Source organism: Streptomyces sp. NPDC001848, from assembly GCF_042891915.1.
In the GTDB taxonomy this organism is placed as follows: domain Bacteria; phylum Actinomycetota; class Actinomycetes; order Streptomycetales; family Streptomycetaceae; genus Streptomyces.
This window is the reverse complement of record NZ_JBIATP010000005.1, coordinates 243,739-264,689: the sequence shown is the minus strand read 5'-3', so window position 1 is coordinate 264,689 and position 20,951 is coordinate 243,739. Positions and strand designations below refer to the sequence as shown.

Sequence of the window (20,951 nt, the reverse complement as noted above, 5' to 3'; positions counted from 1 at the left end):
CGGGGGCAACAGCCTCTGACACGCAACAGTCCCCGGCACGCATGGCGCCAACCCGCGGGTGGGCCGCGCCGAGTCGTCCTCGACGCGGCCCGGTGAGCACGAGATGCCGCCGCGCCGATGCCGACCGTCGATCACCAGCCGGTCAAGCCGGTGATCAACGGAAGCCGCCTGCCTGTGGCCGGAGCACCCCTTTCATGCGGTGCCAGGGCCGACCGCCGGGCCGGCGAAGCGTTCCGGTCGTGCGAGGTCCCAGACCTCGCTCCGTCCGCCTGCCGCAGCCGTCTCGCCGTCCAGCCGCAGCGTGACGACGTCGGACACCCGCAGGTCGGACCAGGTCCCCGCCACGCCGCCGCGGAACACCTCGATGATGCCCGCGTCCCAGAACAGCCGCAGCGGCCCGTCGAGTCCGGCGAACGCCGCCAGGTCGACGGTCATCTCGGTTCCGGCCGGGGAACGGAGGGCGACTGCCCGCACACCGTCCGCCGCCGCCGCGTCGAGTACCAGCTCCCCGGCGGTCCTGCCCCCGTCGAGGCCGACCGCACCGGCCACCGGTACGGGGGTCGAAGCCCGCCGCAGCCGTGTCAGTTCGGCCGCGGGCTCGCAGTGCAGGCGTCCCCGCCGCACCGAGAGTTCGCGGGGCAGGCTCATGAAGCCCACCGCGTGGCCACTGCGGCCGGCCGGGTCCTGGTGGGTACGGATCCAGCCGAACTGGATCCGCCGGCCGTCCGCGGTCCAGTACGACTGAGGGGCGTAGAAACGGTCGCCGACATCCGCGACGCCGGTTTCGCGCACCTCGAAACCGGCCTCCGACGCGGTCCCGGTCATCCACCACACCGCCGGCCCCTCCCCGCCGTCCTCGTGGATGACCGAGACCAGCAGTGTCCCCGTGTCCTCCACGGCGAAGTAGTCGGGGCATTCCCACACCGCGCCCGGCACCTTCGACGCGGCCCGGTCCACGAAGACGCCGTCGTAGTCCCACGCCCGCAGGTCGGCCGAGGACAGCGTGAACACCGAGCCGCCGTGGTCGCGGCGCGCGCCCGCGACGAGCTGACGCCACCGGCCGTCCTCGCGCCACACGCTGTGGTCACGGAATTCGGTGATGTCGGCGGCGGGCGGAGCGGACAGCAGAGGGTTGGCCGGGTCCTTGACGAAGCCCGACAGCGCGTCGTCGGCGGCGTGCGCGAGGCAGGGCAGCTGGGCGTCGCCCAGCACGCCGGTGTAGAGGATCGACACACCGCCGTCGTGTTCCACCGCGCAGCCCGAGAAGCAGGCGGTCGCGTCGTACGGCGCGGTTCCTGCCGGGCCGGGGAAGAGTGCCACCTCGTGCTCGGTCCAGGTGAGCAGGTCCGGGGAACTGGCATGACCCCAGTGCTGGTTGGTGAACTCGGTGCCCTCCGGGTTGTACTGGTAGAAGAGGTGGTGCCGCCCCCGCCGGTGGACCAGCCCGTTGGGGTCGTTCATCCAGCCCTTCGCGGGCGCGTAGTGGAGCCATGCGGGCATATTGGAGATTCCTCTCATTGCGCATGAAATAACCCCAAAGCTGCAAGCGCTGCTGGGTGTGGGAACCGGTGCTCGGGAACCGAGACGTCTCGTACTCTTGCGGCGTGTCAACCCATGAAGATCACCGACCGAGGGCGAGAAGGCCTCGCCGTGCCGATGTGGCGCGCCTGGCCGGCGTGTCGCCCGCGACCGTCTCGTTCGTGCTCAACCGGACAGCCGGGCAGACGATCAGCGACGAGACCCGGCAGCGGGTCCTGCAGGCCGTCGCCGAACTCGACTACCGTCCCAACCGGGCCGCGCAGGGACTGCGTCAAGGGCGCAGTGCCACCATCGGCTTCGTCAGTCACGACGTCGACTTCGGCGTGTTCGCCGCCTCCGCCATCAAGGGAGCGCACGAGGCGTCCCTCCGCCACGGCAATCTGCTGCTCCTGGTCAACACCGGTGCCTCGAACCGGCAGGCGGCACAACTGGTCGCCGACCTGCTCGACCGGCAGGTCGACGCCCTCATCTTCGCCGCGGTCGGCACCAAGTCGGTGGTGCTCCCGGACGACGCCCGGCGGGTGCCCACGATTCTGCTGAACTGCTTCGTCCCGGACGACTCCGTTCCGGCGATCCTGCCCGACGAGGTGCGCGGTGGCAGGGAGGCCACCCAGGCGCTGCTCGACCTCGGGCACCGGGACATCGCCTACCTCACCGGCACGGTCAGTGCCTGGGCCACCAAGGCCCGGTTGCGTGGCTTCCGTGAGGCGCTGCGCGGGGCGGGACTCGACCCGCGGAACCACACCGTGATGCCCGGCAACTACCACGCCGACTCGGGCTACGAGCTGGCGCGGAAGCTGCTGAGGCGCGGTCCCCGGCCGACCGCCATCATGTGCGGCAACGACCGTATGGCCGTCGGAGCGATCCTGGCCCTGCTGGAGGCGGGGGTCCGGGTGCCCGAGGACGTGTCGGTGATGGGGTACGACGACCAGTTCCAGCTCGCGGCGGAGGTCCACCCGGCGCTGAGCACCGTACGGCTGCCGTACGACGTGATGGGCCGGCTGGCCGCCGAGCAGCTGGCCGCCGGTGAGCCCGCCGTGGGGAACGGGCGCACCCTCGTGCACTGCCCGCTCGTGATGCGGGACTCCACAGCGGCCCCGGCCGGGGGGCCCGCCGGGGCCTGAGGCGGGCCGGCTCCGCCGACACGTGCGGACATCCACCGATAACTCCCCTGTAACGAGTTCTTGACGCGAGAAACGGGCGGCGGCTAGCTTTCGGGCCACTAACCCGAATTAGTAACCCGCCGCGGTGGCCAGGTGCAAGACCCGCCCCGGCAGGCGAGGTCACCTCAGGTGCGCGATGGCGGCTGCCCCGCCGTCCGGTCACCGACCAAGGAGGAACGCATGTCCAGGCGGAAGCTGGTTCTCGGCGTGAGCGCGATCAGTGCGCTCGCACTGCTCGCCACCGGTTGCTCTTCCGGCTCCGGCAGCGGTCCGAGCGACGCGAAGGCCGTCACGATCTGGACGAGCATGGACCAGCCGGTCATCGACGGTCTCAAGGCCCGGCTCGACCCCCGTGCCAAGGCGCAGGGGATCACCGTCCAGTGGCGCAAGGTCGACAACCTCAACCAGATCATCGTGCAGAAGGTGCAGGCCGACGACGCCCCCGACATCGCCCTGATGCCGCAGCCGGGCATCATCAAGGACCTCGCGGCCAAGGGCAAGATCACTCCGCTGGACGACGTCCTCGATCTCCCGGCGCTCCGGAAGAGCATGACGGCGGGCACGCTGGACGTGGCCAAGGTGAACGGCAAGACCTACGGCCTGATGGTCAGCATGAACGTCAAGGGCCTGGTCTTCTACCCGAAGAAGGCCTTCGAGGCGGCGGGTTACACCGCCCCCAAGACCCTCGACGAGCTCAACGCCCTCACGGAGAAGATCAAGGCCGACGGAAAGACGCCCTGGTGCCTGGGCGTCGAGTCCGGCACGGCGACGGGCTGGCCCGCCACCGACTGGTTCGAGAACCTGATCCTCAAGGACGGCGGCGTCGCGAAGTACAACGACTGGATCTCCCACAAGATCAAGTTCGACTCGCCGCTGGTCCGCCAGGCCGCCGCCCAGTTCCAGAAGATCGCCTTCACCGACGGCAACGTTCTCGGCGGCCGGAAGTCGATCGCCAGCAACGCCTTCGGCACCGCCGGCAACCCGATGTTCAACAGCAAGCCGGGCTGCTACATGTACCAGCAGGGCAGCTTCATCACCGGCTTCTTCCCCAAGTCCGTCCAGCAGAACCTGGACTCCGAGGTCGGCGTCTTCGGCCTGCCCCCGGCCACAGCAGGCGGCGAGAACCCCGTCGAGGGCGGCGGCGACACCGCCTCCATCTACAAGGACAGCCCGTCCGCCCGCAAGGTCATGAAGCTGCTCGCGGCCACCGACCTCGGCACCACCGCGGCGAAGAACGGCTCCTCCTTCATCTCCCCGCACAAGGACTTCCCGCTCGCCGACTACCCGCTGAAGACGACTCAGTCGATCGCGAAGGTCGCCTACGACTCCACCGGGTTCGCCTTCGACGGGTCCGACGCGATGCCGTCCGCGGTCGGCTCCGGAACGTTCTGGAAGGACATGACGGCCTGGATCTCCGGCCAGGAGTCGCTGGACACCGCCCTGAAGAACATAGACGCCAGCTGGCCCGCCGGCTGACCACCTCGCGGAACGGCCGCCCAGGGCGGGCGAGTTGCAGTGCCGTCCGCCCTCGGCGCCACCGAACCGAACCGACAACGACTCACGTTCGAGGAAAGGGACCGCCGTGGTCAGCCAAGTGCTCTCGACGATCCTCACGGTACTGGCGGGCATCGCTGCCGCCCTGGTCGTCTACTGGGCCCTCAACAAGCTCGCCGAGGCCTTGCCGGGCCGCTGGGAGAACCGGATCAAGCCCTATTTCTACGTCGCCCCGGCGGTCGCGGCGATCGGGGTCTACCTGGTGTACCCGACCGTCATCACTGTCATCAACAGCTTCAAGAGCAGCGACGGTTCACGCTTCGTCGGCCTGGACAACTTCGGCAAGCTGCTCGGGACGCCGGCCTTCCGGCAGACCCTGTTCACCACCCTGCTGTGGATCGCCGTCGTTCCCGCCGCCTGCATCGTGGTGGGCCTGCTCGTCGCCACACTCGCCGACCGCCTGACACCCAGGGCCGAGAAGGCGGCCAAGACCGTCGTCTTCATGCCCATGGCCATCAGCGCCGTGGGCTCGGCCACGGTGTGGCGCTTCATGTACGCCGCCCAGCCCGCGGGCCAGCCGCAGACCGGCCTGCTCAACGGCATCGTCACCGCCTTCGGCCACGACCCGATCCCCTGGCTGCAGCAGAGCACCCTGCACGCCAACAGTCTGCTGCTCATGGTCATGCTGCTGTGGGGACAGACCGGCTTCTCCATGGTGCTGCTGTCCTCGGCCATCAAGGGTGTCCCCGCGGAGACCCTCGAAGCGGCCCGCCTGGACGGCGCCGGCGAACTGCGCATCTTCTGGCGCATCATCATCCCGCAGATCCGCGGGACGGTCATCACGGTCTTCGTCACCATCCTCATCACCGTCATGAAGATCTTCGACGTGATCTACGTGATGACCAACGGGGCCTTCAACACCAACGTCGTCGGCCTGGAGTTCTTCAACCAGCTCTACACCAACTACAACTACGGCTACGCATCGGCGATCGTCGTCATGCTGCTCATCGCCATCGTGCCGATCATGATCTACCAGATTCGCCACTTCAGGGCGGAGGAGTCGGCATGACCACCCAGACGACCCCGACGATCACCCCGGCGGCCCCGCGCCGCGGCCGCCCGCCCCGGCGAGGCGCCCGGACACCCCCCGGCGGGAGCGGCAGGCGCAGCCCGCTCCCGGTCAGGCTGAGCGTGCTGTTCGTGTGCGCCCTGTGGATCGTGCCCACCCTCGGGGTGGTCGTCACGTCGTTCCGCACCGTCGACGCCGCGAACTCCACCGGTTGGTGGACCCTGTTCGCCCACCCCGGCGGACTGGTCGACCTGACCACCGGCAACTACGCCAAGGCCATCGAGCAGGGCGACCTCGGGTCGGCCTTCTTCAACAGCCTGGCCATCACGCTCCCGGCGGTGTTCCTGCCGATCCTCATCGCCGCCTTCGCCGCCTACGCCTTCACCTTCATGACCTTCAAGGGGCGCGACGTCCTCTTCATCGTCATCGTGAGCCTGCTCGTCGTCCCCAACTACGTCGCCTTCGTCCCCCTCATCAAGCTCTACGCCTCCGTCCACCTCAACGGCACCTTCCCGGCCGCCTGGCTCGCCCACATCGGCTTCGGCATGTCGCTGGCCGTCTACATCCTGCGCAACTACATGGCGACCCTGCCCAAGGACGTCGTCGAGTCCGCCAAGATCGACGGCGCGAGCCACTTCCAGACCTTCTACCGGTTGATCCTGCCGATGTCGGCTCCCGCACTGGCGTCCTTCGCCATCTTCCAGTTCCTCTGGGTCTGGAACGACCTGCTCGTCGCCCTGATCTTCGTGGGCCCGGGCGACAAGCAGCCGATCACCATCGCGACCAACGGCCTGCTGGGACAGCAGGGCACGGGCTGGGAGCTCGTGACGGCCGGCGGCCTCTTCTCCATGCTCGTCCCGATCCTGGTCTTCCTGACCCTGCAGCGGTACTTCGTCCGCGGCCTCACCAGCGGAGCCGTCAAGGGCTGAGACGAGCCGCGACTCCCGGCACCGTACGGAGGGCCCCGGGAGCCACGCACGATGCCGACGCAGTCCTCCACCCCCGGACGTACACCGCACAGTCAGGAACCCGACAACGTGAGCAACGCCAGCGACGGGTCGTGGCGCTCCGCCGTGATCTACCAGGTCTACATCCGCAGCTTCGCCGACGGTGACGGCGACGGAGCCGGTGACATCACCGGCCTCCGCTCCCGCCTGCCCTACCTGTCCGACCTCGGTGTCGACGCGATCTGGATCAACCCCTGGTACCCGTCCCCGCTCGCCGACGGCGGCTACGACGTGGCCGACTACCGCGACATCCACCCCGCCTTCGGCACGCTCGACGATGCGAAGCAGTTGATCGCCGAAGCCCACGACCTCGGCCTGCGTGTCATCCTGGACATCGTCCCCAACCACACCTCGCACCAACATGTCTGGTTCCGGCAGGCATTGGCCGCGGCACCGGGCTCGCCCGAGCGGGAGCGCTACGTCTTCCGGGACGGGCAGGGCGAGGACGGCTCCCTGCCCCCCAACGACTGGCACGCGGCCTTCGGCGGGCCCGCATGGACCCGCACCCCGGACGGCCAGTGGTATCTGCATCTGTTCGCCCCCGAACAGCCCGACCTCAACTGGGACAACCCGGAGGTCCGCGCCGAGTTCGAATCGATCCTGCGCTTCTGGTTCGACCTCGGTGTCGACGGCTTCCGCATCGACGTCGCCCACGGCATGGTCAAGGACCCCGCCCTGCCCGACCTCGGCCTGCCGGAGTTCCGCGTCCTGGCCGAGGAGGGCCAGGACCACCCGCACTGGGACCGCGACGGCGTCCACGAGATCTTCCGCAGCTGGCGCGCCATCGCCGACAGCTACGCCGACCGCCGGATCTTCGTGGCGGAGGCTCACGTCCGCCCCGGCCGCCTTGCCGACTACCTCCGCCCCGACGAACTCCACACGGCCTTCAACTTCGACTTCCTCAAGTGTCCTTGGGAAGCGGACAGGTTGCGTGAGGTCATCGACCGCAGCATGAGTGACCTCGCCGCCGTCGGTGCCCCCGCCACCTGGGTGCTGTCCAACCATGACGAAACCCGTCACGTCACCCGCTTCGGCCGCGCGTACACCGGCGTGACCGCGCCGCTGCGCCACCAGTGCCGGCCCACCGACCTCGCCCTCGGCACCCGCCGCGCCCGCGCAGCCGCCCTCGTCATGCTCGCCCTTCCCGGCGGCGCGTACATCTACCAGGGTGAGGAACTGGGGCTCTACGAAGTCGAGGATCTCCCCGAAGAGGTCCTGCAGGACCCCACCTGGGAACGCTCCGGCCACACCGTCCGCGGCCGCGACGGCTGCCGAGTCCCCCTGCCGTGGAGCGGCGACACCCCGCCCTTCGGCTTCGGTCCGCCCGGATCCACCCCCTGGCTCCCACAACCCGAGGACTGGAAGTCGTACACCGCCGAAGCCAACCAGGCCGACCCCGCCTCCGTGCTTCAGCTCTACCGGTCCGCCCTGAGCCTGCGCCGCACCCACGCCGGCCTGAGCGGCGAGGAGTTCCGCTGGCTGGACAGCCCGCAGGGCACGCTCCTCTTCGAACGCGGCAACGGCCTGCTGTGCGCGGTCAACCTCTCCCACCGATCGGTCCCGCTCCCCGACGCCTGCAGCCCCGTCCTCGCATCAGGACCGCTCGACGAGGACGGGCTGCTGCCTTCCGACACCACGGTCTGGCTGTGCCGGGACTGAAGGCCGGGCCCTGGAGCGCACGTTCGCCCACCTGCAGTGGTTCCGCCGCCTGAGCATCCGTTGGGAGCGACGCGACGACATCCACGCAGCCTTCCTCTCCCTCGGATGCGCACTGATCTGCCGGCGACGCCTGGTTGCAGCTGACTGCCGCCAGTTTTTCTGCAGGGTGCGGCTGATACCCGCGATGACGGCGCTCGTCAGCACCCAGCCGAATGCGATCAGCGGGTAGGCCAGCCACTGGAGGCTGACGTTCGACCAGTACCAGGCCGTACGCTGAGCCAGGCCACCGATGGGAATCAAGAGGTCGAGTGTGTGGACGAGGGGCTGGAACGGGGCGCCTTGTCCTCGTTGGACCGGGTTGGGGGGAGTGCGTGCCGAAGGACAGCGTGCCCAGCAAGGTCAGCGCGAGGAGCCAGACGCCTCGCGCAGGGGCAGCGGCGTCATCACGTTCCGCACCAGCATCGTGATGTCCGCCGAGGCTGCCGGGCTCCGCCGGGCGGAATCGCTCCTCCCGGACTGTGGCCAGGGTGTCGTAGCCGGGGAGCGCTCGGTGTCGTGGACGTCGGCGGCAGGATTGCAAAGCGATGGCAGGCAGGCGACGTTGCGGAGGAGGATGGTCGCCATGACGGATGAAGGCTCTTCCATCGACGCGACCAAGCCCAGCATCGCCCGCGTCTACGACTACCTGCTCGGTGGCAAGGACAACTACGCCGTGGATCGGGAGATCGGCGACGTATTCAAACGTGACCTTCCTGGTTCGGTGGCAATCGCCTTCGCCAACCGCTCAGCCCTGACCCGAGCGGTTCGGGAGATCGCGACGACCACCGATGTACGGCAGTTCATCGACCTGGGCAGTGGTCTTCCGACGGCCGACAACGTCCACCAGGTCGCGCAACGGCACGCTCGGGAGTCTCGGGTCGTGTACGTCGACATCGACCCCCAAGTGCTGGTCCACGGCCGTGCCCTGTTGGAGGAGAACGACCGGACCCGGGTCGTCGCGGCCGATGTGCGCGACCCCGAAGCCGTCCGTACCCACCCGGACACCCTGGAACTGATCGACTTCGATCAACCCGTCGCCGTCATGTTCAGTGCCATCCTTCACCACGTCAACGACGAGGAGGACCCAGCCGGCATCGTCCGCTACTGGCGCGACCACGTGCCCTCCGGGAGCTACTTCTTCGTCAGCCACTTCCGTTCCGGCAACAACCCGGAGACAGCGGAGGCCGAGGGAGTGCTCCAGCAGACTTTCGGCCGCGGCCGGTGGCGCTCCGACGAGGAGATCGAGTCCCTGCTGGATGGCCTGGAGATCCTCGACCCCGGGATCGTCCCCGCGTCCCTGTGGCGTCCTGACGTGGTTGACAGCCCGTGGAGCAGCAGCGGCGAACGGGAGCTCACCGTCTGGGAGCGCCTCATCGCCGCCGGGCTGGCCCGGAAAGCCTAGGAAGTGTCCGGTGACCATGTGATCGCCCCGTGCCCGTTTCGTTGGTGTGGGCAGGGGGCGCGGTGATCTGATGGTTGCCGAGTGGGCCGACCGGGGCCCGTTCCTGCCGGTCAGCAGTGGACGTTGCGGCCGGTCAAAGGATCACTGACAGGTGATCGACGGGATTCTGCTCCGCGTGCGGACCGGGGCGCAGTAGCGCGGGTTGTGGTCGGCAGACGGCATCGGGGGAGCGTCCGAGCGCGGCGTCCGCACCGACAGGGCGGCGGATCCGCTGGTCAGGGGCATCGAACCGGCCGACCGGTGTGGTGCCGACCATCTCGCTGAGCGAGGCCGGGTGGAGTTGGCCATCGCGGGACTGCGGCTGCGTGGGCAACCCAGGCCGCACCCTGACCGTGCGGCTCCATGCCCGCTGCGTCACCGCCAGAGGTCGGTTACGTTGGTAAAGCACCTGGTCACAGGGGGATGACAAACCGTAACCCACCGGGGACGCTCCATGACCGGCCTGACCGTCGTCCTGCTGCTCGTGGTCCTGGCCACAGCCGTGGCGACCGGCGCCCGGCGCTGGAGCTTGCCCGCCCCCTCGCTCCTCGTGGTCGCCGGTGTGGTCGTCGGGCTGATGCCATGGGTACCGGAGATTCGACTGGCGCCTCACGTGATCAACGTGCTGGTGCTGCCCCCACTGCTCTTCGCCTCGGCCGGGGAAATCTCCGTCCGAGACCTGCGCGCCGTGTGGCGACCGGTGACCGGCCTCGTTTTCGGCCTGGTCCTCGCCTCCGCCCTCGCCGTCGGGTACGTCGCCCGAGCCATCACCCCGCTCACCGCCGCGACCGCGTTCATCCTCGGTTCCGTCCTGGCCAGCACCGACCCCGTGGCCGTCACCGCGCTCGGCCGGCGCCTGTCCCTCCCACCGCGCGTGCAGGCCATGGTGCAGGCGGAAAGCCTGTTCAACGACGCCACGTCCCTCGTCCTGTACAAGGTCGCCGTGGCCACCGTGGTCTCCGGCAGCGCCATCACCGTCCCCAGGACCGTCGAGCAGTTCCTGATCCTGGCGGGCGGAGGAGCCCTCATCGGCGCGGCGGTCGCCGCAGTGGTGACCCTCATCCGTAGACGGACCGAGGACCCCGTGCTGGAGACCGTCATCGCGTTGGTCACTCCGTACGCCGCGTACGTCATCGCGGAGCAGTCGCACACATCCGGAGTGACCGCCGTCATCGTGTCCGGGGTCGTCCTCGGCAGCACCGGCCACAAGGTCAGCAACGCCCCCATCCGCCTCCAGGTCCACGCCGTCTACGACACCGTGACCTTCCTGCTGGAGAGCGTCGTCTTCGCCCTCATCGGCCTCCAGCTCCCCTCCGCCGTCCGACACCTCGCGCACGACGAGCAAGGCTGGCCGCTGTGGGTGCCGGTGATCGCCTTCACTGTGCTGGCGATCCGCCTGCTGTGGATCTTCCCGCTGTCCGCCTTGATCCAGCACCGGCACGGGGAAGGCGACCGCCGTCTGTCCTGGCGTGTGCCGGCCGTCCTGTCCTGGGCGGGCACCCGGGGGGTCATGCCGCTTGCTGCCACGCTGTCCATTCCCCTGGTCACCCATACAGGGGCGCCGCTGCCGCACCGGGCGCTGATCCTCACGCTCACCACCGGGACCATCGCGCTCACTCTTGTCGTCCAGGGTTTCACCCTCGCCCCTGTGGTCCGTCGCTCCGGCATTTCCCTGGAACCGGAGCACACCGCCCGCGAGGAGGCCCGGACCCGCCGACGCATTGCCCACGCTGCTCTGGAAGAGCTCAAACAGCTCGGCGATCTGGATCAGCTCGCCGAGCTGGGTGCCGCCGCCGAGGCCGCCCTGAAACAGGCCCGTCGCCATCTGGAAGCGCGCATCCACCAGGCCGAGGACGCCCACTACACCGACCCGGACGCCCGTCCTGCCGACGCCTACCGCGAGATACGCCGGACACTCATCGCCATCGAGGCGGCCGAACTCCAGCGCCTCTACGACGCGAACAAGATCAGCAACGCCACCCGGCGCCGGATCCAGCACGAACTCGACCTCGAAGAAGCCAGCCTCCGCGACAGCGGCTGACTGCCACACCCGGCAGCCGCGGACGGGCGAGGCTTCCGAGGCCCGTGCCCGACTGCGCTCGGCTGCCGTGCCGGCGACCCATCGGATTCTGTGTTCACGGGAGGTCTCGGTGTCCGCGGTTCGGCAACGCCGGCATGGCGTGCAGGGTCGCACCGCCGGTGGAGGCGGACGGAAGCGGCCGACGCTCAGGTGACCGGTTGTGAGGACGGCAGGTTCTGTTCGGCGGCCCAGGAGGCGAGGATGCGCAGGCGTTCGTGGGTGGGGGAGCCGGGGGCGGCGGTCCAGACGGTCAGGTGCTGGTCGGGATCGGTGTTGGCGGTGAGGGTGTCCTGGTTCAGGACGAGTTCCCCGACGACCGGGTGGTTGAGGGTCTTGGTGCCGACAGTCCGGGCGGCGACCTGATGTTCTCCCCACCACTGGGCGAACTGCTGGTCATGCATCGACAGTTCACCGACCAGTTCGACAAGCCGCGGGTCCTCACGGTATTTCGCCGCCTCCCTACGCAGTTGGGCGACCGAAATCTGGGCGGAAGCCTCCCAGTCGGCGTACAGGATCCGCATCGCCGGGTCGGTGAACTGGATCCGCGGGTAGTTGCGGTGTTTCTCCGGAATCCTGGAGAAGTCGGTGACCAGGGCGGCGGCCAGCGCGTTCCAGGCCAGGATGTGCCCGCGTCGGCCCTGCTCAATGGCCGGTGTGGAGGTGAGGTCGTCCAGAACACGCTGCAGCTGGGACTGGACCTTCTGCCGGCCGCGACGGCGCGTGCGAGTGGTGGTCTTGCCGGCGAGCTGGAAGAGGTAGGCCCGCTGGTCGTCGTCCAGGTGAAGCACGCGGGTGAGAACGTCCAGTACGGGAGCGGAGGCCTGCATGCGGCCCTGCTCCAGCCGGGTGTGGTAGTCGGTGCTGATCGCGGCGAGCTGGGCGACCTCCTCACGGCGCAGCCCCGCCACCCGGCGCGGTCCGCCGGAGTCGGGCAGGCCGACGGTGCGCGGGCTCAGCTCGGCGCGGCGCTTCTTGAGAAATTCTCCCAGCTCGTTGAAGGGGACATTGGCGGTCATGCCTCCCAGCATGGCATTGAACGTGCCGGGGCAGAGGGGGAGAGTCTTCTCCCAGGAAGTGCCTGTCCCCGGATGGTTTTCTCCGCTTTTCGCCCGCGCTTCGGCGTGTGAGGCTCGTTCATGAGCAGCCGTTGTCGACACGGCTGCGGCACATAGACCCCGCGATGAAGGAAGCCCCCATGCGTGGTGCAGTCATCTATGCCCCCGGCGACGTCCGCTTCGAGGAGCGCGACGACCCGGAGATCATCAACCCGACCGACGCGATCATCCGCACGGTCGCCACCTGCGTGTGCGGCTCGGACCTGTGGGCCTACCGCGGTCTGGAGCCCGTCGACGAACCCCACCCCATGGGCCACGAGTACGTCGGCATCGTCGAGGAGGTCGGCAGTGAGGTCACCGGTGTCAGGCCGGGACAGTTCGTCGTCGGCTCCTTCGCCACCTCGGACAACACCTGCCCGAACTGTCTCAACGGCTGGCAGTCGTCGTGCCTGCACCGGGAGTTCATGAGCACGTGCCAGGCCGATTACGTCCGCATCCCGAACGCCCACGGCACCCTCGTCGCCACGGACGACCACCCGGACAGCGCGTTCGTCCCGAGCCTGCTCGCCGTCTCCGACGTCATGGGCACCGGCTGGTACGCCGCCAAGGCAGCCGAGGTGAAGCCGGGGTCCACCGCCGTGGTCGTCGGTGACGGAGCGGTCGGCCTGTGCGGTGTCATCGCCGCCAGGGAACTGGGCGCCGAGCGGATCATCGCGATGAGCCGCCACGAGCCTCGCCAGCAGCTGGCCCGCGAGTTCGGGGCGACGGACATCGTCACCGAGCGTGGCGAGGAGGGTGTCGCCCGTGTGAAGGAGCTGACGAACGGCATCGGCGCCGACAGCGTCCTGGAGTGCGTCGGCACGGCCGAGGCCATGCAGCAGGCTCTGCGCTCGGCCCGCCCCGGCGGCAACGTCGGCTTCGTCGGTGTACCCCACGACGTGGCGATCGACGGGCAGGAGTTGTTCTTCTCCCACGTGGGCCTGCGCGGCGGCCCCGCGCCCGTACGCGGCTACCTGCCCGACCTGATCGACCGGGTCCTCTCCGGCCGGATCAACCCGGGCAAGGTCTTCGACCTCGCCCTGCCCCTGGAGCAGGTCGCCGAGGGCTACAAGGCCATGGACGAGCGCCGCGCCATCAAGGCCCTCCTGAAGCCCTGATCAGGCCATTGCCGGGGCCGGCCTCCGCTGCCGGACCCTCTCCCGAGGACTCATGGTGACCGCCTTCGCCCTCATGGGCGCCGGCCCCGGCCTCGGGCCGGCCACCGCCCGCCGTTGGCGGCGCCGCCGGCCACGCCGCGGCCCTGGTCCACCGCAGTGCCGGGCACCTGAACGACCTGACGGCCGACCTCCGACCTGGCCCGGGACGGCATCCAGGCCCGCGGCTTCCCCACCGACGTCCCGAGCGCGCCCGCACCTTGATCGCCTTCGCCGCCGAGAGCGCCTATGCCCGCATGCCCCACGAGGCCCTCGCACCGAGAACATCCACGCGGCGCAACTGATCATTCCCGGCGCCATCCGCCCGGACGCCGAGCACAGCAGCCCCGAGGTCCTGGCCGAGCGCCTGTACGACATCCATGTCAAGCGCGATGGCTTCCGCCACTACGCCGAACCGCTGCCCGACTGACTCCGCCCGCCTGCCCCTGGCTCCGTCTCGCTCGCACGCCACGGCCGGCCCTTTGATGCCGGCCGTGACTGCTTCGCACACCACGCGAAGAGAGACCGCACGCATGTCTTCCACGGCTGGGACCACACCCGGCAACCTGCCGTTCGTCGTCTGGGTGCTCGCCGCTGGTACCTTCCTGATGGGCACGACCGAGTTCCTCATCGTCGGCCTGCTGCCTGAACTGTCCACTGATCTCGGTGTCAGCGTCTCCAGCGTCGGCTTGCTGATCACGGCCTTCGCCGTCGGCATGATCATCGGCTCCCCGACCATGGTCCTGGCCACCCTGCGCCTGCCTCAGCGCCAGACACTCGTCCTGGCGCTCGCGGTCCTCAGCCTTGGGCACGTCGTCGCAGCCCTGAGTACATCCTTCACGGTCGTTCTCGCGGCTCGCATCGACACGGCGCTGGCCACCGGTGCCTTCTGGTCCGTCGGCGCGGTGGTCGCGACCGCCGCCCGCCCCGCAGCCGCGACACGCGCCATCGGCGGCATGATCGGCGGCCTGGCCCTCGCCAATGTCGTCGGCGTGCCCGTCGGCTCCTTCGTCGGCCAGTTCGTCGGCTGGCGCGGTCCGTTCTGGGCTCTGGCAGCCCTGTCCGCGCTTGCCGCCGCGCTGATCGGTCGCTTCGTTCCGGCGGGGGAACAGCGCGCGGCCCTCTCGCTGCGGGCAGAGTTCGGCGCCTTGCGCCAAGGCCGCATTGGAACGCACCGAGGTGGACGCCCGTACGGCCATCTGCGCCCTCACACGCGACGTCAAGTTCGACATCCCGCTGCTGCGCCTGGCCCTCGACCTGCCGGTCGGCCACGTCGGCGCCATGGGATCCCGACGCACGCACGACGAACGCCTGCGCCTGCTGCGTGCAGCCGGCGTCCCGGACGACCGGCTGGCCCGGCTGCGTTCGACCATCGGGCTCGATCTCGGAGCCCGCACGGCACAGGCGACGGCGGTGTCGATCACCGCGGAGAGCATCGCCCATACCCATCACGGCAGCGGCCTGCCCCTGTCCGGGCGAACCGGGCCCATTCACCGAACACCCGCTGCGGAGGCGGTCGCCGACCTGGGACAGACACCCGCACTGCGGCCCGCAGCTCCTCGGCGAATCGAACGGATCACCCGCGCACGAGGTCACAGCCCGAGCGTGTGCCCTGGCTGACACAGCGGCGGCACGGATGAGCAACGAAGCACGAGCACTTTCAGCTCGTGCCCCAGCGCGGGTACGACAAGGGCGCCCGGCCGGGCATCGGCCCCCGGCCAGGCGCCCTTTGCCGGTCTAGAAGAAGCCGAGCTTCTTCGGCGAGTACGACACCAGGAGGTTCTTCGTCTGCTGGTAGTGCTCCAGCATCATCTTGTGGTTCTCACGGCCGATGCCCGAGCCCTTGTAACCGCCGAACGCCGCGTGCGCCGGGTACGCGTGGTAGCAGTTCGTCCAGACGCGGCCCGCCTGGATGGCGCGGCCCGCGCGGTACGCGGTGTTGATGTCCCGCGTCCACACGCCCGCACCGAGGCCGTACAGCGTGTCGTTGGCGATCTTGATGGCGTCGTCGAAGTCGTGGAACGACGTCACCGACACCACCGGCCCGAAGATCTCCTCCTGGAAGATCCGCATCCGGTTGTCGCCCTCGAAGATCGTCGGCTGGACGTAGTACCCGCCCTTCAACTCACCGTCGTACTCGATCCGTTCCCCACCCGTGAGGACCTTCGCGCCCTCCTGCCGACCGATGTCCAGGTACGAAAGGATCTTCTCCAGCTGGTCGTTCGACGCCTGGGCGCCGATCATCGTGTCCGTGTCCAGCGGGTGCCCGGTCCTGATCTTCTCGGTGCGGGCGACCGCCGCCTCCATGAACTCGGCGTAGTGTCCCCGCTGCACCAGTGCCCGTGAGGGGCAGGTGCACACCTCGCCCTGGTTGAGCGCGAACATCGTGAAGCCTTCCAGCGCCTTGTCGCGGAAGTCGTCGTTCGCCGACCACACGTCGTCGAAGAAGATGTTCGGGGACTTCCCGCCGAGTTCCAGCGTCACCGGAGTGATGTTCTCGGAGGCGTACTGCATGATCAGCCGCCCCGTCGTGGTCTCGCCGGTGAACGCGACCTTCGCCACGCGCGGGCTGGACGCCAGTGGTTTGCCCGCCTCCACACCGAAGCCGTTGACGATGTTCACCACGCCCGGCGGCAGCAGGTCGGCGACCAGGCTGAGCCAGTAGTGGATGGACGCCGGGGTCTGCTCGGCCGGCTTCAGCACGACCGCGTTGCCCGCGGCGAGCGCCGGCGCGAGCTTCCACGTGGCCATCAGAAGGGGGAAGTTCCACGGAATGATCTGCGCCACCACGCCGAGCGGCTCGTGGAAGTGGTACGCCACCGTGTCGTCGTCGAGTTCGCCCAGTGACCCCTCCTGCGCGCGGATCGCACCCGCGAAGTAGCGGAAGTGGTCGATGGCGAGCGGAATGTCCGCGGCCAGCGTCTCCCGGACGGGTTTGCCGTTCTCCCAGCTCTCGGCCACCGCCAACTGCTCCAGGTTGGCCTCCATCCGGTCGGCGATCTTCTGGAGGATGTCGGAGCGCTCGGTCGCCGACGTACGGCCCCAGGCGGGCGCGGCGGCGTGCGCCGCGTCCAGCGCGCGCTCCACGTCCTCGGCGGTGCCCCGCGCGATCTCCGTGAACGGCTGCCCGTTGACCGGAGTCGGATTCTCGAAGTACTGGCCACGCGCCGGCGGCACGTACTCCCCACCGATGAAGTGGTCGTAACGCGCCTGGTAGGAGACGATGGCGCCCTCGGTGCCGGGCGCTGCGTAACGGGTCATTGCGGCTCTGCCTCCTGGGAAGGCGCTGCCCGCCGTTGGGCAGCTCTCGACGCCGAGGCTAGGAACGGGGACGTTGCGAGGACGTTGCGTCCTGGGGCTCACGGACGTGTGCCGGTCTCGCTTCCCCGCGTCAGTGGGGTCCGGGACGCTCCCATCCCGCCGGCACCGCCAGTTCCGCCTCCAGGTCCTCGAGGCGTGCCATCACCGCCGCGGTCGGCCGTGCCGCCGCCAGTGCCCGCCAGACGTCGAGGTCGTCCTCGCCCCACGGCGCGTGGACCCAGTCGGCCAGCAGGTCCGGGTCGCGGCGGGCGATCAGCGCCGTCCGCAACCCGTCGGCCAGCCTGCGCCGCAACCGGGCCACCGCGGGCGCCTGCGAACCCGGCAGCAACGGGCCCCGGTACGCGGCCGCCGCCTCCGCCACCGCGCCCGACGCCAGCCGGCGCTCGACGGCCGTGACATCCGACTCGACCGCCGCTGTGAGCCGGTACGGGCGCGACGCCAGCAGACCGGGGCCGAGGATCCGGCGCAGCCGGGCCAGCTCGGCGCGCAGCGTCACCGGCGTCACCGACTCGTCCTCGTACAGCGCGCACAGCAGTTCGTCACCGGTCAGCCCCTCCGGGTGCCGGGCCAGCAGCACCAGGATCTCGCTGTGCCGGCGGCTCAGCCGGACCCTTCGGCCGCCGACGAGGAGCCACGCCTCGTCACGGCCGAGAGCGGTCAGCCGCACCGTGTCCGCCGCGTCCTCGGCCGGTGCCAGGAGCGCCAGCTGGGACTCGGCGGCCCGGGCCACCGCCTGCACGAACCCCAGGCTGTGCGGATGCGCGAGCCGGTCCCCGCCGGTGATGTCCAGCGCGCCGAGCACGCGCCCGGTACGCGGATCGTGCACCCGCCGCGCACGTCCAGGGCTGGACCCGCCGGATGAAGTGCTCGGCGGCGAACACCTGCACGGGCCGGTCCACTGCGACGGCCGTCCCCGGCGCGTTCGTCCCCACCGCGGACTCCGCCCAGCGGGCACCCGGCACGAAGTTCATGCTGTCCGCCCGCCGCCGTGTCGCCTGATGCCCCTCCACCCACAGCAGCCTGCCCTGAGCGTCGCACACCGCCAGCAGATGCTCGCCGTCCGCCGCGAACGGGCCCATCAGCTCACGCACCAACGGCATCACCCGCGCGAGCGGATGCTCGGCCCGGTAGGAGCCGAGGTCGCCGTCCGTCAGCTCCACCGGCGCAGTACCGTCCGGTCCGACGCCCGCCCGCGCCGAACGCCGCCACGAGTCGGCGACCACGGGACGCACCCGCCGTGCCACCGTCCCCACCGCCGTGAACGTCTCGTGCGCGCGACGCAGCTCCCGCACCCGTTCGACGGGATCGGCCCCTGGCTCCAGGGCCACCCACGGCTCGGTCAACTCGGCCTCCCGGGAACGGCGGTGCGATGGGTGACATCGTCACTCCGGGGTCGGCCGCCGACAACCTCTTCGACCGCCATCGACCAGAACGGGACCGACAGTTCGCGCGCCGACGTCAAGCGGCGTTGACCAGCCTCATGTAGCGCGTCCAGTCCCAGTTCGGTCCCGGGTCGGTATGGTCGGTGCCCGGGACTTCGTAGTGCCCGATGATGTGCGCCCGGTCCTTAGGGATGCCGTGCCGGGTGCAGATCGCCGCCGTCAGTCCGGCCGACTGCTCGTAGAGTGCGTTCGTGAAGTATCCGGGCCGGTCCACCCACCCTTCGTGCTCGATGCCGATGCTGCGTGTGTTGTAGTCCCAGTTGCCTGCGTGCCAGGCGATGTCGTGCTCGCGGACGCACTGCGCGATGTGCCCGTCCGCCGACCGGACGACGTAGTGCGCGGACACGTTCTTCCGCGGGTTCTGGAAGATACCCAGGGTGCTTGTGTACGTCGCCTGCGTGACATGGATGACGACGAGGTCGAGCGGGTAGCTGAAGGGCCGGTCGGACGGCGTGTAGTTACCGGGACTGGCCGACATCCAGTCCGCGGAGGGATGGTCGACGACCCGTGGCCGGGCCTGGGCCGGTGCGGAGGGAAGCAGCGTGTAGGGCACCGCCGCGAGGGCCGCGCCCTGCAGCAACCGCCGTCTACTGGTGAGGGGTCTTGCCCGTTCCTGCTCGGTTCGTTCCATGGACGGAGTGCCTTCCGCGCTCGACTTTCGAAGAAGTGCCGATTTTGTTCCTGATCTGCTCAACGCCCCAGCGCGGCCGCCGTTTCGCGCATCAGGGCATGGATTCAGCGGTGCGTTTCACATCCCGGCAGCCGACCAGGTCCCTCTCGGACCGAACCGGCCCGGCGAAACGGGGGACCGGCGTACGACACCGGTGCGGTCGGCGTGGACCCGAAGCCGAACACCTGCGGGGCTGCCGCGGTCAGCAGCGCGGGCCCGAAGCCGGCCCGCGCCCGAGGGGGCGGATGCCGCGACCGCTGCCGCCGGCGCCATCGCTGTGACGCTCCGGAACAGGACCTCGCGCAGACCGATCGCCTCACGCCTCCGGCCCGAAGCCGTGTCCCCGCCATGTGAACCCCCCGATTCGACTCCCGAGCCGCCACTGCCCGACGGCTGCGCCTCGCGTGAATCACGGTACGACGCTGGGCGGTTGGGCACGAAGGGCCCGGTGTCCTCGGTGGACAACCAGGAGACTGTGGATATCTCCATCACCCGTTCGAGGGATATGGTCCTACGTGACCGGGATACCGGCGGTCCCGGGCCGGGTCGCGGGCCGGGTCGTCACATCCGTGCGGCCACCGCCGCGGGATCGTCCAGCACCGCACGCACCACCGAGTGCGCGGCACCCAGCAGCGGCCCCTCGGAGCCCAGCCGTGAGACGCTCACGGCGCAGGCCGGGCCTGCCGTTCGCCGGGCCAGTTCCCGCTCCAGGGACGGAAGGAGCCAGGGGGCGAGTGCGGCCAGGGCTCCCCCCAGCACCACCGTCTCCGGGTCGAGCAGGTTGACCGCGCCGGTGAGCGCTATCCCGAGCGCGGTGCCGGCGCCCCGCAGGGCTCGGAGCACCTCCCCGTCGCCCTGCGCCGCACGCTCGGCCAGGAGTTCGACGCGGTCCTCGCCCGGTGTCAGCCCGGCCGCGCGCAGCACGGCCTCCTCGCCGGCGTACTGCTCCAGACAGCCACGCCCGCCGCAGGCGCACGCGGGACCGTCCGGGCGCACCGGGACATGACCCAACTCGCCCGCGAATCCACGCGTCCCGCGCAACAGCCGCCCGTCCACGACCACGGCGCCGCCGATGCCGATCTCCGCCGAGACGTGCAGGAAGTCGCGGGGGATGTCGCCACCGAGCCATAGTTCCGCGAGCGAGCCGAAGTTGGCCTCGTTGTCCACTGTCAGCGACAGCTCCTCCGGCAGGAGGGGCCCCAGGTCGACATCGTGCCAGTCGAGGTTGGGGGCGCGCACCACGGTCCGTGCGTCGCGCGCGACGAGGCCGGGCACGGCGACGGCGAGCCCCGCGGGCCACAGGCCTTCCCGCTCCGCCTCCGCGACCACCTGCCGTACCAGCGCGGTCAGTTCGCCCAGCACCGGCTGCGGCGGGCGGCCCCGGTTCGTTCCGTGCCGCACGGCCCGCGCCCGTACGTCGCCGCGCAGATCGACCGCGCACACCGCCAGATGATCGACACCGATCTCGGCGCCGATCCCGGCGGGGCCGCGGCCACTTACGGCCAAAGCGGACCCCGGGCGCCCGACCCGGCCGGGCCGCTCCGGCCCCAGCTCTTCCAGCAGCCCCGACCGGATCAGCTCGTCGACCAGCGTCGAGACCGCCGCGCGGGTCAGCCCGATCCGGGAGGCGACCGCGGCACGCGACAGCGGCCCCTCGGCGCTGACGGTATGCATGACCCGCGCCAGGTTCCGGCGGCGCATGCCCTGCTGGGTGTCCGGCAGCCGTCGGCCGGGGCTGGACGGATGGGCTTCGTGCAGCGGAGCGGACATGCCTCCCTC

Annotated in this window: 13 protein-coding genes and 4 pseudogenes; 11 read left to right on the top strand and 6 right to left on the bottom strand. The window is 70.0% G+C overall.

Going from position 1 to position 20,951, the window contains the following annotated elements; translation table 11 throughout:
- Positions 1–192: 192 nt before the first annotated feature.
- Entirely contained in the window at positions 193–1,500 is a 1,308-nt protein-coding gene (locus tag ACFYZJ_RS12540) for a glycoside hydrolase family 32 protein (RefSeq protein ID WP_388566174.1), read from the bottom strand.
- A gap of 56 nt (positions 1,501–1,556) precedes the next feature.
- On the opposite strand from ACFYZJ_RS12540, the gene ACFYZJ_RS12535 reads away from it, so the two are divergent.
- The 7 genes from ACFYZJ_RS12535 (at position 1,557) to ACFYZJ_RS12505 (ending at position 11,452) form a co-directional block, all read left to right on the top strand.
- Positions 1,557–2,663, top strand: coding sequence for a LacI family DNA-binding transcriptional regulator (locus tag ACFYZJ_RS12535; RefSeq protein ID WP_388566172.1), 1,107 nt, complete (start codon positions 1,557–1,559; stop codon positions 2,661–2,663).
- 219 nt (positions 2,664–2,882) lie between these two features.
- Positions 2,883–4,178 (top strand): ABC transporter substrate-binding protein, encoded by a 1,296-nt coding sequence (locus ACFYZJ_RS12530; protein WP_388566170.1) that lies wholly within the window; start codon positions 2,883–2,885, stop codon positions 4,176–4,178.
- Between the two features lie 106 nt (positions 4,179–4,284).
- A complete protein-coding gene (locus ACFYZJ_RS12525) occupies positions 4,285–5,265 on the top strand; it encodes a carbohydrate ABC transporter permease (RefSeq protein WP_388566168.1) in 981 nt (326 codons plus the stop codon).
- Complete coding sequence (locus ACFYZJ_RS12520; RefSeq protein ID WP_388566166.1) at positions 5,262–6,194, top strand: carbohydrate ABC transporter permease; 933 nt, start codon at positions 5,262–5,264, stop codon at positions 6,192–6,194. Before ACFYZJ_RS12525 ends, ACFYZJ_RS12520 begins: the two co-directional genes overlap by 4 nt.
- A 108-nt stretch (positions 6,195–6,302) precedes the next feature.
- The gene (locus ACFYZJ_RS12515) at positions 6,303–7,931 is read left to right on the top strand and encodes an alpha-amylase family glycosyl hydrolase (protein ID WP_388566164.1); all 1,629 of its coding nucleotides are present in this window, start codon (positions 6,303–6,305) and stop codon (positions 7,929–7,931) included.
- Between the two features lie 613 nt (positions 7,932–8,544).
- A complete protein-coding gene (locus ACFYZJ_RS12510; RefSeq protein WP_388566162.1) occupies positions 8,545–9,372 on the top strand; it encodes an SAM-dependent methyltransferase in 828 nt (275 codons plus the stop codon).
- Positions 9,373–9,865: 493 nt separating this feature from the next.
- On the top strand, positions 9,866–11,452 hold the full coding sequence (locus ACFYZJ_RS12505) for a Na+/H+ antiporter (RefSeq protein WP_388566160.1): 1,587 nt from the start codon (positions 9,866–9,868) through the stop codon (positions 11,450–11,452).
- Between the two features lie 185 nt (positions 11,453–11,637).
- Here ACFYZJ_RS12505 and ACFYZJ_RS12500 read toward each other — a convergent pair whose 3' ends face one another.
- Positions 11,638–12,519: a helix-turn-helix transcriptional regulator gene (locus tag ACFYZJ_RS12500; protein ID WP_388566158.1), complete on the bottom strand. Its 882-nt coding sequence runs from the start codon at positions 12,517–12,519 to the stop codon at positions 11,638–11,640.
- A 167-nt stretch (positions 12,520–12,686) separates the two neighbouring features.
- On the opposite strand from ACFYZJ_RS12500, the gene ACFYZJ_RS12495 reads away from it, so the two are divergent.
- The 4 genes and pseudogenes from ACFYZJ_RS12495 to ACFYZJ_RS12480 all read left to right on the top strand — a co-directional run.
- On the top strand, positions 12,687–13,703 hold the full coding sequence (locus ACFYZJ_RS12495; protein WP_388566156.1) for a zinc-dependent alcohol dehydrogenase family protein: 1,017 nt from the start codon (positions 12,687–12,689) through the stop codon (positions 13,701–13,703).
- Between the two features lie 55 nt (positions 13,704–13,758).
- Positions 13,759–14,169: pseudogene (locus ACFYZJ_RS12490) on the top strand (hypothetical protein).
- A pseudogene (locus tag ACFYZJ_RS12485) lies at positions 14,120–14,800 on the top strand (MFS transporter); the annotation flags it as partial. The pseudogenes ACFYZJ_RS12490 and ACFYZJ_RS12485, both read left to right, overlap by 50 nt.
- 103 nt (positions 14,801–14,903) lie before the next feature.
- A pseudogene (locus ACFYZJ_RS12480) lies at positions 14,904–15,359 on the top strand (XdhC family protein); the annotation flags it as partial.
- A gap of 117 nt (positions 15,360–15,476) precedes the next feature.
- Here the strand turns inward: ACFYZJ_RS12480 and ACFYZJ_RS12475 are convergent.
- The 4 genes and pseudogenes from ACFYZJ_RS12475 to ACFYZJ_RS12460 all read right to left on the bottom strand — a co-directional run bounded on the left by ACFYZJ_RS12475 (position 15,477) and on the right by ACFYZJ_RS12460 (position 20,942).
- Positions 15,477–17,000 (bottom strand): aldehyde dehydrogenase family protein, encoded by a 1,524-nt coding sequence (locus ACFYZJ_RS12475; protein ID WP_388566153.1) that lies wholly within the window; start codon positions 16,998–17,000, stop codon positions 15,477–15,479.
- Between the two features lie 130 nt (positions 17,001–17,130).
- Positions 17,131–18,403 (bottom strand): annotated as a pseudogene (locus ACFYZJ_RS12470) (GAF domain-containing protein).
- Between the two features lie 115 nt (positions 18,404–18,518).
- Complete coding sequence (locus ACFYZJ_RS12465; RefSeq protein WP_388566150.1) at positions 18,519–19,133, bottom strand: N-acetylmuramoyl-L-alanine amidase; 615 nt, start codon at positions 19,131–19,133, stop codon at positions 18,519–18,521.
- Positions 19,134–19,733: 600 nt separating this feature from the next.
- On the bottom strand, positions 19,734–20,942 hold the full coding sequence (locus ACFYZJ_RS12460) for an ROK family protein (RefSeq protein WP_388566148.1): 1,209 nt from the start codon (positions 20,940–20,942) through the stop codon (positions 19,734–19,736).
- Positions 20,943–20,951: the final 9 nt, after the last annotated feature.